The organism is Rheinheimera oceanensis (assembly GCF_018831085.1).
In the GTDB taxonomy this organism is placed as follows: domain Bacteria; phylum Pseudomonadota; class Gammaproteobacteria; order Enterobacterales; family Alteromonadaceae; genus Alishewanella; species Alishewanella oceanensis.
On record NZ_JAGPNM010000002.1, the window covers coordinates 71,974 to 85,361 of the forward strand.

The following is a 13,388-nucleotide window of genomic DNA, read 5'->3' on the forward strand; positions in this document are numbered from 1 at the left end:
GGCCGGATACGGCACCTGAAAGCGACCAGCCGCTATGCTGGTTAAGTTAATGCCCGTTCACCCGAAGGGCAACACAACACCTGTTTGCTAATGAGGAATTGGTTATGACAAATATTGATTTAACTCCGTTTTACCGCTCATTTATTGGTTTTGATCACCTGGCTAACTTGATGGATGCTGCGGCACGCAATGAAAAGCAGCCTGCTTATCCACCATACAATATCGAAGTAACCGGCGAGGATCAGTACCGTATTACCATGGCTGTTGCCGGCTTTGACGAGCAGGAACTCAGCATTGAAACTGAACACAATACTTTGCTGGTTAAAGGCCAGAAAGCCGGTAAAGACGATGGTCGCCGTTTTGTGCATCAGGGTATAGCAGAGCGTAACTTTGAGCGCAAATTCCAGTTATCTGACTACATCAAAGTTACCGGTGCCCATATGGCTAATGGCCTGTTGCATATAGAGCTGGTACGTGAAGTACCTGAAGCATTAAAACCACGCAAAATCAGCATTGGCGGCAGTACGGCACAAACGCCTACGCAATTATTAAATGCTGAAAAAGTTGCTTAACTGCAGCCTTGCTAACGGCACAAAAAAAGCCCTGATTAATCAGGGCTTTTTGCTGTATGGTACCGTTTGTGTATTAGCTTAGTAAGCTGGCCAGCTCGCTGGTAACAGCCTCAACGGCTTTAGTACCATCAATATGATGATAACGGGTGTTGCCCGCTTCAGCCTCGGCGCGGTAATAACCAACCAATGGCTCTGTTTGTTCGTGATAAATAGCCAGGCGCTTACGCACGGTTTCTTCTACGTCATCAGCACGGATCACCAGCTCTTCACCGGTGACATCGTCTTTACCTGCCGTTTTTGGCGGGTTGTAGCGAATATGGTAAACACGGCCTGATGCCGGGTGTACACGCCGGCCACTCATACGCTCAACAATGACTTCATCCGGTACATCAAACTCAATAACATGATCAATCACAATGCCTTTTTCTTTCATAGCATCGGCTTGCGGAATAGTACGTGGGAAGCCATCCAGCAAAAAGCCTTTGCTGCAATCCGGTTCGGCGATGCGCTCTTTTACTAAACCGATAATGATATCGTCTGATACCAGCTGGCCAGCATCCATCACCTGCTTAGCCGCCAAACCAAGTTCAGTACCGGCTTTAATAGCAGAGCGCAGCATATCACCGGTAGAAATTTGTGGAATGCCATATTTACTCATTAAAAACTGAGCCTGAGTTCCTTTTCCGGCACCAGGGGCACCCAACAAAATTATGCGCATAGCAACACCCTCATGTTCTGGGATTGATCCATTAATAATAAAGGCTGGATCTTTACATAATGTGCTGCCTGAAACAAGAAGTTTGTCTTGTCATGCCAACTGGTCCGGCTATTTCATTGGCTTTTAGTCGTACAGCTGTGTAAAGACGGCTCTCTCTGCATTTTTTCTGTTCAAACTTCAGAAAATAGCAGTTTTTCTGCCAGATACGCCCCACTTATATCGACTAAAGTTGTAATAGGCTAAACCCGGAACTGCGCCACTAATCCTTTTAGTTGCTCGGCCAAACCGGCCAGTGACTCACTGGCTTGTGTAGACTGCGTAACATTGTCAGCCGTTTGGTAAGCAACGTCGCTTATGCGGTGTAAATTCTTATTCAGATCGCGTGACACCGTAGTTTGTTGCTCGGTTGCACTGGCAATTTGTTGGGCGGTGTCATTAATCAGTGATACCGCACTACTAATGCAGGTTAACGCCTCTCCAGCCTTACCTGCCTGCTCGGCTGTTTTACGGGTTGCTTGCTCGCTTTTGTTAGTGGCCTGCACGGCGTTATCAGTGCCGCGTTGCAGTTTCTCAATCATTTGCTGTATTTCAGTGGTGGAATCTTTGGTGCGGCTGGCCAGCGTACGTACTTCATCGGCTACTACGGCAAAGCCCCGGCCGGTTTCACCTGCACGCGCTGCTTCAATAGCAGCATTTAATGCCAGCAGATTTGTTTGCTCAGCTATGCTTTCTATTACCTGTAAGATACTACCGATGCGGTCGCTGTCTTGTTTCAGGTGGTTAATAATATCAGCCGCCCGGCTTACCTCCTGCGATAACAACGACAAATCCTGCACTGTTTGGCTAACGACCTGTTGCCCCTGCTGCGTTTCTTTTTCTGCCGCATCAGCAGCTCCCGCAGCCTGCTGGGTATTGCGCGAAACTTCCTCCAATGAGGCTGTCATCTGGTTCATTGCCACTGCTGAGCTGCTAATTTCGCTGTTCTGTAGTTCAATACCTTGCTGGGTTTGTTCATTAATTTGTGAGAGCTCGGTGGCCGCAGCAGCGACCTGATCAGAGTAATCACGAATTTGCAGCAACATAGTGCGCAAATTCTGCTGCATCAGATGGATAGAGGCCAGTAAACTTGAGCTGTCGCCAGCTTTAAGCTCGACATCTGCTGTAAGATCGCCATTGGCGACCTTATGTACAATATTAGCGGTGTAATCTGGCTCGCCGCCCAAAGTACGGGTAATACTGCGCACCAGGCTGATACACACCACCACCGCAATAATCAGTACCACTGATGAAATCAGCACCAGTGTCCAGAGCATTTTCTGTACTTCGCTGAGCGCTTCCTGCTCACGGCTTTCTAATACCAGGCCCCAGCCCAACATCGGAATATAGCTGTAACTACCGATCACAGCGACTTCTGCCGCATTGCGGTATTGGCCAACATTGCTTTGTTTTTGCCGTATCGCATCTGCCGCTACCGTTTGCAGTGCCTGCTCAGTATCGCGGATTGAGGCTGCAGGTGTAATTGCTTTGCCCTCACCGTCCAGCAGATAAACCTCGGTATAATCGTTACGGCTCAATTCATTCACTTTGGTAAACACCGTGCTTAGCTGCACCGCCCCGCGCATTACTGCAACGATCTCATTATTAAGCCGTACAGGAATAGCAATTGTGCTAATACGGTTACCGGTAGCCCGCGATACTATCGGTTGTGAAAATGTATCTTGCCCGCTTACAGCCTGCTTAAACCAGTCACGATCTGCCACATTAAAATCATTTGCCTCAGTACTGCTAAGTAGCCTGGCCTGGCCATTGACAAAGCTTACGCCTGCCATACCTCTACCTGCAGGCGATACCAGAAAGATCGTATCGTAATAGCCTTGGGCCTGGGCCAGTTGCAGCATCAGCGTGCTGACATCGTCCAGTTGCAATTGCTGGCTTTGTGGCAGGTTAGCCAGATAACGCATTTCATCCTGACGCGCCAGCAGCCAGTCAGTAAATGCCTCAGCATTAAGTTCGCTGGTGGTTTGTAAGGTATTCACCACGGCACGGGTTTGTGAGTTACGGTATTCAACAAATACCAGACTGGTTAAAACCAGAATAGACACAAGCAGTAAGCTAACCATGATAACAGTAAGCCGGCTGCCAAAACCCATATTACGCCAGAAATCAAACATACTCTGCTCCTTGCTAACTTATAGGTAAGCTGTTGAAAGTATAGAAGCAGATTAAAATATAGATAGGATAAAAGCGGAAGAAACGATGTTTGCTGATAAGCACCTTTGCTGCAGCCCTACGGCCGCAGCAAAGGTGCTAGCTGTTACTTCGCTAAAGACAATAGCAGGGTGTTGAGCCTGGCAACAAAGGCAGCAGGATCTTTCAAATTACCACGCTCTGCCAACAACGCCTGATCCAGCAACACTTCGGCCCATTGTTTAAAGCGGTCTTCATCTTGCTCATCCGCAATACGCTTAACCAACTGATGCTCCGGATTAAGCTCAAAAATCGGCTTCACTTCCGGCACTTTCTGACCAACTGACTCCATTAACTTGATCATCTGCGTGCTCATATCAAACTCGTCAGTTACCACACAGGCCGGGCTTTGGGTTAAACGATGGCTGACTTTTACATCTTTAACCTGCTCACCCAGAGCTGTTTTAAAGCGGCTTAGCACATCAGCAAAAGCTTTTTCGGTTTCTTGCTGTGCTTGTTTAGTTTCGTCATCATCCAGCTTGGATAAATCCAGGCCACCTTTGGCAACTGAGCGCAATTTCTTACCATCAAACTCTGTCAGATGCTGCACCAGCCACTCGTCTATGCGATCGGATAACAGTAATACTTCCAGGCCTTTTTGAAGTAATACTTCTAAGTGCGGGCTGTGCTTGGCGGCAGCAAAGCTGTCGGCAACGATATAATAGATTTCGTCCTGACCTTCTTTCATACGGCTGACATAATCCGCCAGCGCTACATTTTGCTCGCTGCCTTCATTATGGGTAGAGGCAAAACGCAGCAGAGCGGCAATCTGCTCTTTGTTAGCCATATCTTCAGCCGGGCCCTCTTTTAACACCTGACCAAATTCAGCCCAGAATGCCTGATATTGCTCAGCATCTTTGCTCAACTTTTCCAGCATCTTCAATGCCCTGCTGCTGCAGCCTTTACGCAATGCCTGCGTTACTTTGGTGTCTTGCAGAATTTCGCGTGATACGTTCAGCGGTAAGTCGCTTGAATCCAGCACCCCTTTGATAAAACGCAGGTAACTGGGCATAAACTGCTCAGCGTCATCCATAATAAACACGCGCTGTACATAAAGCTTCAAGCCATGGCGCGCATCGCGGTTCCACATATCAAACGGCGCTTTTTTCGGCACATATAGCAGGCTGGTGTAATTATTATTACCTTCAACCTTATTGTGGCTCCAACTTAACGGCTCGTTCCAGTCGTGCGAAATATGCTTGTAAAACTCCTGGTACTCTTCGTCTTTAATATCGGACTTATCTCGCGTCCATAAAGCAGTAGCTTTATTTACAGCCTGCCAGTGGCCCGGCACCGCAGCAATTTTCTCACCTTCAGCACCATCACGCTCTGGTTGTTCTTCCTGCCATAATTCAACCGGAATACTAATGTGGTCAGAATATTTGGTAACGATACTTTCAACTTTCCAGCGGCTTAAGAACTCATCTTCGCCCTCACGCAGGTGCAGCACAATATCAGTACCGCGCGTTTCTTTACTTATCGGCGTAATACTGTAATCACCTTCACCTGCTGATTCCCATTCAATGGCTTCAGTGGTAGCAGCACCGGCTTTGCGGGTACGCACAGTAACTTTATCCGCCACGATAAAAGCAGAATAAAATCCCACACCAAACTGGCCGATTAGCTTGGAGTCTTTACCCTGGTCGCCGGATAATTGTGAGAAAAATTCTTTAGTACCTGATTTGGCAATAGTACCCAGATGGCTGATTACTTCCTCCTGGGTCATACCTATACCATTATCACTGACTGTTAAAGTACGGGCTTTTTCGTCTAAGCTGATGCGAACACGTAACTCGCCATCATCGCCGTACAGGCTGCTATCTGACAACGCCAGAAAACGCAGCTTGTCGGCTGCGTCAGAGGCGTTTGACACCAGCTCACGCAGAAAAATTTCCTTATTGGAATACAGTGAATGGATCATCAACTGTAATAGCTGTTTCACTTCTGCCTGAAAGCCGTGGGTTTGCTTTTGGCCGGTTGAAGTGGCTGTGGTATCACTCATTGTGGTTATCCTCGAACATCACATTTTGACAGTTATAACGCAGGCTGCAGCGGCAGCCAGACACTGACAACTAATATGGGGAGAATTAACCGGATTTCAAGCAGGGTTATAGCAGATTAAAATACTTTACGGCCACTAAAAGCATGTGACAGCGTAGTACCGTCAACAAACTCCAGCTCACCACCAACCGGAATACCCTGGGCAATACGTGACACGCTTACCTGATACTTGTGGCATAGCTCTGCAATATAAAACGCCGTGGCATCGCCTTCTACTGTGGGATTTGTTGCCAGAATAAGCTCGGTAATGCCTCCGGCTGCTAACAGTGTACTAAGTTTATCCAACCCCAGATCCTGCGGCCCTATGCCGTCCAAAGGTGATAAATAGCCCTGCAACACAAAATAGCGGCCTTTAAACTGGCCGGTTTGCTCTATTGCCAGTTGGTCGGCAGCAGAGCCAACAACACAGATAATACCATCCAGCGCACGGGCAGGATCAGTACATATATGGCATAGCGCTGTTTCACAAAACGTGCGGCATTGCTGGCAATGCCCTACCTTTGTCATGGCGGCACTTAATGCAGCCCCTAACTGCAAACCCGCTTCGCGGTTGCGCTCCAGCAATGAAAATGCCATGCGCTGCGCAGATTTAGGCCCTACTCCGGGCAAAATGCGCAGTGCATCAATCAACTGCTGTACCAGCGGGGTATAACGGCTCATCAGAATGGCATTTTCATACCAGGCGGTAACTGCAAGCCACCGGTGACAGCAGCCATTTTTTCTTTACTGGCTTCTTCAACACGGCGCACAGCATCGTTAATGGCTGCGGCAATTAAATCTTCCAGCATGTCTTTGTCATCCTGCATCAGGCTGTCATCAATACTGACACGGCGCACATTATGGTTGCCCAGCATGGTTACTTTAACCAAACCGGCACCGGCTTCACCGGTTACTTCCATTGCCGCAACTTCAGCCTGCATTTTCTGCATTTTTTCCTGCATGGCTTGCGCCTGCTTCATGATGTTGCCCATACCGCCTTTAAACATAATGTTGTACCTGCTGTAAAATTAAATTGAGCTAGCAGTGCATAGGGCACTGACCTTTACCGGCGACAAGATAATAACTTCGCCGCTAAATTACAAGTTGTAAGCGCTTGACGCACTGGTTAAACCGCTAGTTGACTACTATTGTATCGGGTAGCAACTGTGCATCAAACAGCTGTTGCAGTTGTTGTACTTTGTCATCTTCATGCAGCAGGCGGCTAACATAACCAAACCGCTCCTGCACAATCTTCTGCTGGATTGCTAAAGGGCTGGCTGCCACTTCAGCCTGATAGCTGATGTCAATTTCCAGCGGCTGGTTAAAACTCTGCTGCAGCACCTGCTGCAGCTTAGTACGAAAGCCCGGACTATCCAGATGTTGCTGGCTTTGCGCTACCGTTAACATAAGCTTATTGCCAGCCAACTGCATAGCTGCATTGAGCAAAAACAGCCGGCTTAAGCCACCGGTATCCAGAGTTTCAACCCGTGCGGCCCAGGCATCTACCTGAGCGGCAAAACGAACAGAGAAATTTTGCTCGTTGATACTACCATCAAAATTTTCCAGTGTTGGCGAAGCTGTTGCTGGGTCAGGCTTTTGGCCGTTTTGTTGTGCATCCTGTTCATACTGCTGCCATAGCGCATCTGTGGCGGCTGCATCATACTGTGGCATATCAGCATCGTCAGGCTCATCATAGTGACTATTATCAGCCGGCGGATAAACTGACCGGGTGATAGCTGCAGCAGGCTGCTCAGGTGCAGAAGTTGTTATTGTTGTACTGCCCTTTATTGGCTCAGAGCGCTGAGCCACTGCCGTATTTACCGCTTCAGGCACTTTTTGCAAGGGCGCCTGCAGGCGCTCAGACTTTTTTGCTTCAGGCGCTGCAGTTACTGCTACCCCACGACGCGCCATAATACGGGCAGTAACAGGGTCAATGCCTGTTACATCAGCAACTGCATTTTGCCCTGACGGGGTACCCGCTTGCGTTTGTGTTAGCGTTTCTGCTGCTGTAGCAGAATAGCTGGCCGTGTCTTTTATTACTTCTTCAGCTGCTGGCTGCGGCTCAGGCTTCTGTACTGTTGCTTCTGCCACTGCAACAACCGGCATTGCAGCAGTTTTAACCAGTGCGATACTTTTGCTTTGTGTCTCAGGCACAAAAGCCATAGCACGCAATAGCGCCATTTCCAGCCCGGTTAATGCATCAGGCGCATATGGCAGCTCTTTTTTTCCGCTAATAAGTAACTGGTAATAAAGCTGTACCTGGGCAGGCGCTAAAGTATCGGCCAGTTGTTGTACAAAGGCTTGCTGCGCCGAAAAACCGGCTGCGTTCTGGCTGAATTGGGTAAGTGCGGTAAGGTGCAGTATGGACAACATATCGTCCAATACCTGACTGAAGTTGCTTTGCTGTTGTACCAACGCTGCCAATTGTATTTGCAACTGCGCGGCATCCTGGGCCAAAATTGCCTGTAATAGCTGTTGCGCCCAGCTTTGATCCAGAAAACCCAGCATAGTGCGTACGATATCAAGCGTTATATTAGCGTTACTTTGTGCAATAGCTTGATCAGTAAGGCTTAACGAATCACGCAAACTGCCTTTGGCGGCCCGGGCCAGCAAGGTTAATGCGCTTTGTTCAAAGGGGATCTGCTCTTCACCCAACACAAACGCCAGATGCTGCTCAATTTGCAGCGGGCTTAATGCCAGCAAGTTAAATTGCAAACAACGCGATAAAACAGTAACCGGCAGTTTTTGCGGATCAGTGGTTGCAAGCAAAAATTTAACATGTGGCGGTGGCTCTTCCAGCGTTTTTAGCAGTGCATTAAAGCTGTGTTTTGACAACATATGCACTTCATCTATCAGATAGACTTTAAAACGGCCACGACTGGGTGCATACTGCACGTTGTCGAGTAAATCCCGGGTATCTTCTACTTTGGTACGCGATGCGGCATCTATTTCCAGCAAATCAACAAAGTTGCCTGCATCAATTTCCTGGCAGGCCGAGCACTGGCCACAGGGCGTAGCAGTAATACCCTGTTCGCAATTTAAGCTTTTGGCAAAAATACGCGCTATGGTGGTTTTACCGACACCACGGGTGCCGGTAAATAAATAAGCATGATGCAACCGGTTAGTATTCAGGGCATTGCCTAGTGCGCTTTTAACATGCTCCTGCCCAACTAACTGGGCAAAATGTTGTGGACGCCACTTGCGTGCTAATACCTGATAACTCATAACGATTGCTGATATCTTGTGGTAATTGGGATCTTTGACAGACTAAACTTATTCGCCACTATACTCAACCAGACTGAGGATATTTAATCCGGCTTGCTGCAAGCGTTTAACGCCGCCGAGTTCGGGCAACGCAATAACAAAAGCCGCGTCATCGACAATACCACCAAGCTGGCGTACCAACTTAGCTGTCGCATCAATTGTACCGCCAGTAGCCAGTAAATCGTCAACCAGTAATACTTTGTCACCCGCAGCTATAGCGTCAGCATGCAGCTCTAACGCATCTTCACCATATTCCAGTTGGTAGCTTTGCGATATGCGCTGACGTGGCAGCTTGCCTGGTTTACGCACCGGTACAAAAGAAATACCCATGGCATAAGCCAGTGGCGCACCGAAAATAAAGCCGCGTGACTCGGTACCGACAATTTTGGTAATGCCCTTATCAGCATAAAAATGACAAAAAGCGTCGATTACTTTTTTGAAACTCGGACCATCCTGCATCAGGCTGGTTACATCGCGAAATACTATGCCCGGCTTTGGATAATCAACAACCGTTTTAATAACCTGTTTTAATTCAAGCTCTAATGCCTGTTTGTCCATGTTAGAAAACCTTTTATTAAGCGCCCCAGCTGGGACAAAAAAGCCGCCCTCAGGCGGCCTTCAACTATGATGGTGCATTATGCCAGAATCTGAAACCAACGCACTATGGGCGCCAAACACAGTAAAGACACAAACACTGCAACCAGGGCAAGAAACTGCCACAGGTTAAACGACTCTTTAAACTTTTCGTCTGCCATTGCACTACTCTTCTGTAATCAGCGAATTTAAGGCCGGTTATGGTAATGAATTTTGCTCTGCTTGAAAAGACACCAGCACACCTTTTGCGGCAAAGTCCTGCAATAAAGCTGTGGCGCCCTGCATTAACTGCTGGGCACTAAATTGTGGCAGGAGCGGCAGTAATTGCTGTACTACAACTGCCAAAGTACTGCCGGCAGATTGCTGCAACGTTTGCAGCAAAGCTGCAGTAAGCTGATTAATAAGCACAAACTTAACTTCATCTGCGGTGTTACGGTACAACAGATAATACTGTACTTCGCCAGGTTCCTCAGGCTGATAAGCAGGACTTATTTGATGTACCTTGTAAGGGTAAGCTAATACCATTGCAAGCGATGACAAATACAGCGGCGTCTGTGCGATTTGCTCAGCGCGTAGCAGCGTTTCAGCGTGCGGCAACTGCTTTGTTGCCAGATAAAGTTCGGCCCATTCATAATGCGCCAGTTCAAGCATAAACACCGGATCGTGCTCAGTAGCAATATAATCTTGCTGCAAGTAATGCAGAAAATGTTCTGCAATATGCAAAAAATAAGGGCTGGAGCACTGATACTGTATAAAAAATTGCCGTACCAGTACCTTCCAGGCTGTGTCTTTATATAGTGATTTTAGTACAGGGTATGCACTGGCGATAAAACCCTCCACATTATTAAAAAACAGCTCGCGGTATATCGCCATGCGCCGATCTTCAATACCCTCGGGCGCACTCTGATGCTCAGGATCTTTAATATGAGCAATAAAAGCCTGCTGAATTTGCTGAAACTGCATCTGTCAGGCCCTTAATATCTGGCTATGGGCCAAAGCGAGCTGCTGTAACGCTTTAATTTGCTGCAGCTCTTCACTTAACACACTTAGCTGCGGAATATTAAAATCGCGCTCCAGCAATGTCGGTTTAACACCATGATACTGATAAGCCTGCTGCAATAATTGCCAAACGGGGTCGATCACTGCCGAGCCATGAGTATCGACCAGTAAATCTTCCGCCTCTTTAAAATGGCCTGCTATATGATAGTAAGCTATACGCTCAGATGGCATAGCCTGCAAAAACTCGCTGGCGTTATAGCCATGATTAACTGAATTAACATAAATATTATTTATATCCAGCAATAACTGACAGTCAGCCTCTTGCAATACCGCCCTGGTAAAGTCTGCTTCAGACATCTGCTGGCCGGGTGCAGCATAATAAGACACGTTCTCCAGAACTAACGGCTGCTCCAAAATATCCTGTACCTGCCGCACACGCCTGGCCACATAGCTCACAGCTTCATCAGTAAAGGGTATAGGCATTAAATCGTACAGGTGGCCATCGCCGGAGCAATAGCTCAGGTGCTCACTATACAGGCTGATATTGTATTGGCGTAAAAACTGCTTTACCTGCTTAATGAAAACAATGTCCAGAGGTGCAGGACTGCCAATCGACAATGATAAACCATGACAAATAAAGCGATGCTGCTCAGTTAGTTGCTGAAACTTCTTTTGTAGCTTACCACCAAACGGGATCCAGTTTTCCGGCGCTACCTCAAAAAAATCAATCTCTGGCGGTGTAGCAGTTATCAGCTCATCCAGCATTTCACGGCGCAGCCCAAGCCCCACCCCTGATACAGGGGGCAGCATCATTGTGTGCATATACCTGGCTCCTGTAAAACAAAGGCCTGCACTATCAATACAACGAAGTAGTACAACTATGCAGGCCTCAACCGGCTTAATTAAACGCTACCGCCGCATTTACCCTCGCCACATTTCCCCTCGCCACACTTGCCTTCTTTGGCTTTAGCTTTGTCTTTTGCCTCTTTGGCTTTATCAGCACCGCATTTTCCTTCACCACACTTGCCTTCGCCACATTTACCCTCTTTGGCTTTGCTGGCTTTAGCCTTCATTTTATCTTCGCCGCATTTACCCTCGCCGCACTTGGCTTCTTTCACCTTATCCTTGGCTTTTTTTGCTTTATCTTCACCACATTTGCCTTCACCGCATTTACCTTCACCAGCCACCATCTCATAGCCCGAGGCCAGTTCCATCGCTGTAAAAGGGTTAGCATTTGCTGTAGTAGTTACCGTAGCCAGTGAGCCGAAAACTAAAGCACCTACAGCCATAGCGACATTTGATTGTTTCATTGTTTTCACCTGTTGTTGTTAGTTACAAAAGAGTAGACCGAGACATTGCTAATATTATTTCAAAGCTTTGAACTGCAAATCCATGACCAAATTAGCTAATATCTTCCCCTCCGCTAACAGCTCTGCTAGCCTGAGCTAATTGCGAAACAAAATCAGGGTAGTGCTGCGATAAACCTATATTTCCCTGATGCAAAGGCTGATGCACCTGACCAATACTAGAAGTAAATACCGGACTACTACTCTTGTAAAAAGACAGCATGGCTGGTTCATATTGTAACCCTAGGTGCTGGCATATTTTGGTGAGCACCTCTTGAGGTCTAGCTACCAGATCTTCGTAGCGAATATGCAAAATTCGATTAGCATACAACTTTTGCCAATGCTGCAATAAACGCCTTTCGTTCTTTATGTACGCAGCTATGTGAGATACCGACCAACTCCAACCAGCTTGAGATCTAAAATTGCTTTTAAAACATGACCATGCTGTATCTTCATCGTTACGACTAATATAAATAGCTTTCCCCAAAGGCATTACTTGAGCCCATATACCAAAGTGCCTGTTCAAATTAAGAGATTTATCAATAATATAACCTTGACCAGAGTATCGTTGTTCCGCGACCTGCTGATAAATATTAGCTATATGCTCAAGAGCCGCTACTGAATGACCATGTCGTGCAATAAAAGACGGAAAGTCAGTAAAGTTGTCCCGCAAGTGCATGCAGGCTGCACCTATAGCATTAAATTCACCAGCTCCTTTTACCTTACTGTGTGCGCAAAGCATTTGACCTAATAAAGTGGTACCGCTACGAGGCAATCCCAAAACAGCAACCCCCTTATTATATGTACTTCTGGATTGCGGCAATTGTTGCAATGATGTGTTATTAAAACCAGCAATAAGTCGGTTTATTTCACGTGTATTATCGTCAACAGAGTATTCGCTAATGTTAGCCATGATTTGTGCACCGGCTTTGTAGAACTCCCAAGCTTTGGCATATTCGCGTAGATCATTAAAAGCTTTTGCTAACGCATACATAAATTGTTGGACGTTGCGTTGGTCGTCAGCCTGAAGCTGACTAAATGCGAACTCCATCTTTTGCAACAAGCCAGGATGCTGGTTAAAATCAACAATACTTGCAAGGGTATACCAGCTAATCCCTAGATGAGGCGCTAACGCCAATGCTTGTAATAAGTTTAGTCTGGCTCCTTGTAACATCCCCTGCTGCGCTTGCACTGTGCCAGCCAAATGGTATACCGAAGGCAAAGCAACTTTGCGAGCTATATAAGGAGAGACAACTCTCAAAGCTTTATTTAAGTCACCAATCTCTGCACATAACCCAGCGTAATGAATGTCTGTTTCTGCACTTTTAACACAAGATTGATGGAAAAAATCCGCGGCCTGTCTAGCAAGTTTAATATCTCCAATACGCTGAGCCAAAGCAGCGACTTTACTCCAGTCTGTTTTGAGATCAGGTTCGGTTTCAATAAAATATGTTATTAGAGCTTGTGCTTCAGTTCTTTTCCCTTCTCGTACTGCACTGAGAATATCGTTTAAACTATATTGACTACTCACGTTCACTTGTATGATCCCCAGTAAAAAACCGGAAAATGTTGCCATTTCCCGGTTTTATGTTTAGCTCTACAATAAAG

12 protein-coding genes are annotated in these 13,388 nt (G+C 46.9%); 1 reads left to right on the plus strand and 11 read right to left on the minus strand.

The annotated features are described in order from the left end of the window. The first annotated feature begins 104 nt into the window (after positions 1–104). Positions 105–572, plus strand: coding sequence for an Hsp20 family protein (locus J3B89_RS04955; protein WP_068232280.1), 468 nt, complete (start codon positions 105–107; stop codon positions 570–572). 73 nt (positions 573–645) lie between these two features. On the opposite strand, the gene adk is transcribed toward J3B89_RS04955, so the two are convergent. The 11 genes from adk to J3B89_RS05010 form a co-directional block, all read right to left on the minus strand. Beyond that, entirely contained in the window at positions 646–1,290 is a 645-nt protein-coding gene (gene adk / locus J3B89_RS04960) for an adenylate kinase (RefSeq protein WP_215396415.1), read from the minus strand. Positions 1,291–1,529: 239 nt separating this feature from the next. Then, positions 1,530–3,461: a methyl-accepting chemotaxis protein gene (locus tag J3B89_RS04965; RefSeq protein WP_215396416.1), complete on the minus strand. Its 1,932-nt coding sequence runs from the start codon at positions 3,459–3,461 to the stop codon at positions 1,530–1,532. 143 nt (positions 3,462–3,604) lie between these two features. Further along, positions 3,605–5,539, minus strand: a complete 1,935-nt coding sequence (htpG, locus tag J3B89_RS04970; RefSeq protein WP_215396417.1) for a molecular chaperone HtpG — start codon at positions 5,537–5,539, stop codon at positions 3,605–3,607. A gap of 116 nt (positions 5,540–5,655) precedes the next feature. Continuing rightward, the gene (gene recR / locus J3B89_RS04975; RefSeq protein WP_215396418.1) at positions 5,656–6,258 is read right to left on the minus strand and encodes a recombination mediator RecR; all 603 of its coding nucleotides are present in this window, start codon (positions 6,256–6,258) and stop codon (positions 5,656–5,658) included. Then, positions 6,258–6,584: a YbaB/EbfC family nucleoid-associated protein gene (locus J3B89_RS04980; RefSeq protein ID WP_215396419.1), complete on the minus strand. Its 327-nt coding sequence runs from the start codon at positions 6,582–6,584 to the stop codon at positions 6,258–6,260. The genes recR and J3B89_RS04980 overlap by 1 nt, the downstream gene beginning before the upstream one ends. Positions 6,585–6,711: 127 nt before the next feature. Continuing rightward, complete coding sequence (dnaX, locus tag J3B89_RS04985) at positions 6,712–8,802, minus strand: DNA polymerase III subunit gamma/tau (RefSeq protein WP_215396420.1); 2,091 nt, start codon at positions 8,800–8,802, stop codon at positions 6,712–6,714. A gap of 48 nt (positions 8,803–8,850) precedes the next feature. Beyond that, a complete protein-coding gene (gene apt, locus J3B89_RS04990) occupies positions 8,851–9,399 on the minus strand; it encodes an adenine phosphoribosyltransferase (RefSeq protein ID WP_215396421.1) in 549 nt (182 codons plus the stop codon). A 234-nt stretch (positions 9,400–9,633) separates the two neighbouring features. Next, positions 9,634–10,398: an HvfC family RiPP maturation protein gene (locus J3B89_RS04995; protein ID WP_215396422.1), complete on the minus strand. Its 765-nt coding sequence runs from the start codon at positions 10,396–10,398 to the stop codon at positions 9,634–9,636. A 3-nt stretch (positions 10,399–10,401) separates the two neighbouring features. Continuing rightward, entirely contained in the window at positions 10,402–11,256 is an 855-nt protein-coding gene (locus J3B89_RS05000; RefSeq protein WP_215396423.1) for an HvfB family MNIO-type RiPP peptide maturase, read from the minus strand. An 80-nt stretch (positions 11,257–11,336) separates the two neighbouring features. Next, positions 11,337–11,744 carry an HvfA family oxazolone/thioamide-modified RiPP metallophore gene (locus J3B89_RS05005; protein WP_251372255.1) on the minus strand — a complete coding sequence of 136 codons (408 nt, stop codon included), beginning with the start codon at positions 11,742–11,744 and terminating at the stop codon, positions 11,337–11,339. A gap of 91 nt (positions 11,745–11,835) precedes the next feature. Then, the gene (locus tag J3B89_RS05010; RefSeq protein ID WP_215396425.1) at positions 11,836–13,356 is read right to left on the minus strand and encodes a sulfotransferase family protein; all 1,521 of its coding nucleotides are present in this window, start codon (positions 13,354–13,356) and stop codon (positions 11,836–11,838) included. Between the last annotated feature and the right edge of the window lie 32 nt (positions 13,357–13,388).

Coding starts and splice junctions, on each gene's coding strand:
- J3B89_RS04995 (WP_215396422.1), bottom strand. CDS start 10,398: ATGCAGTTTCAGCAAATTCAGCAGGCTTTTATTGCTCATATTAAAGAT.
- apt (WP_215396421.1), bottom strand. CDS start 9,399: ATGGACAAACAGGCATTAGAGCTTGAATTAAAACAGGTTATTAAAACG.
- J3B89_RS05000 (WP_215396423.1), bottom strand. CDS start 11,256: ATGCACACAATGATGCTGCCCCCTGTATCAGGGGTGGGGCTTGGGCTG.
- recR (WP_215396418.1), bottom strand. CDS start 6,258: ATGAGCCGTTATACCCCGCTGGTACAGCAGTTGATTGATGCACTGCGC.
- J3B89_RS04980 (WP_215396419.1), bottom strand. CDS start 6,584: ATGTTTAAAGGCGGTATGGGCAACATCATGAAGCAGGCGCAAGCCATG.
- J3B89_RS04965 (WP_215396416.1), bottom strand. CDS start 3,461: ATGTTTGATTTCTGGCGTAATATGGGTTTTGGCAGCCGGCTTACTGTT.
- J3B89_RS05010 (WP_215396425.1), bottom strand. CDS start 13,356: ATGGCAACATTTTCCGGTTTTTTACTGGGGATCATACAAGTGAACGTG.
- J3B89_RS05005 (WP_251372255.1), bottom strand. CDS start 11,744: ATGAAACAATCAAATGTCGCTATGGCTGTAGGTGCTTTAGTTTTCGGC.
- J3B89_RS04955 (WP_068232280.1), top strand. CDS start 105: ATGACAAATATTGATTTAACTCCGTTTTACCGCTCATTTATTGGTTTT.
- dnaX (WP_215396420.1), bottom strand. CDS start 8,802: ATGAGTTATCAGGTATTAGCACGCAAGTGGCGTCCACAACATTTTGCC.
- htpG (WP_215396417.1), bottom strand. CDS start 5,539: ATGAGTGATACCACAGCCACTTCAACCGGCCAAAAGCAAACCCACGGC.
- adk (WP_215396415.1), bottom strand. CDS start 1,290: ATGCGCATAATTTTGTTGGGTGCCCCTGGTGCCGGAAAAGGAACTCAG.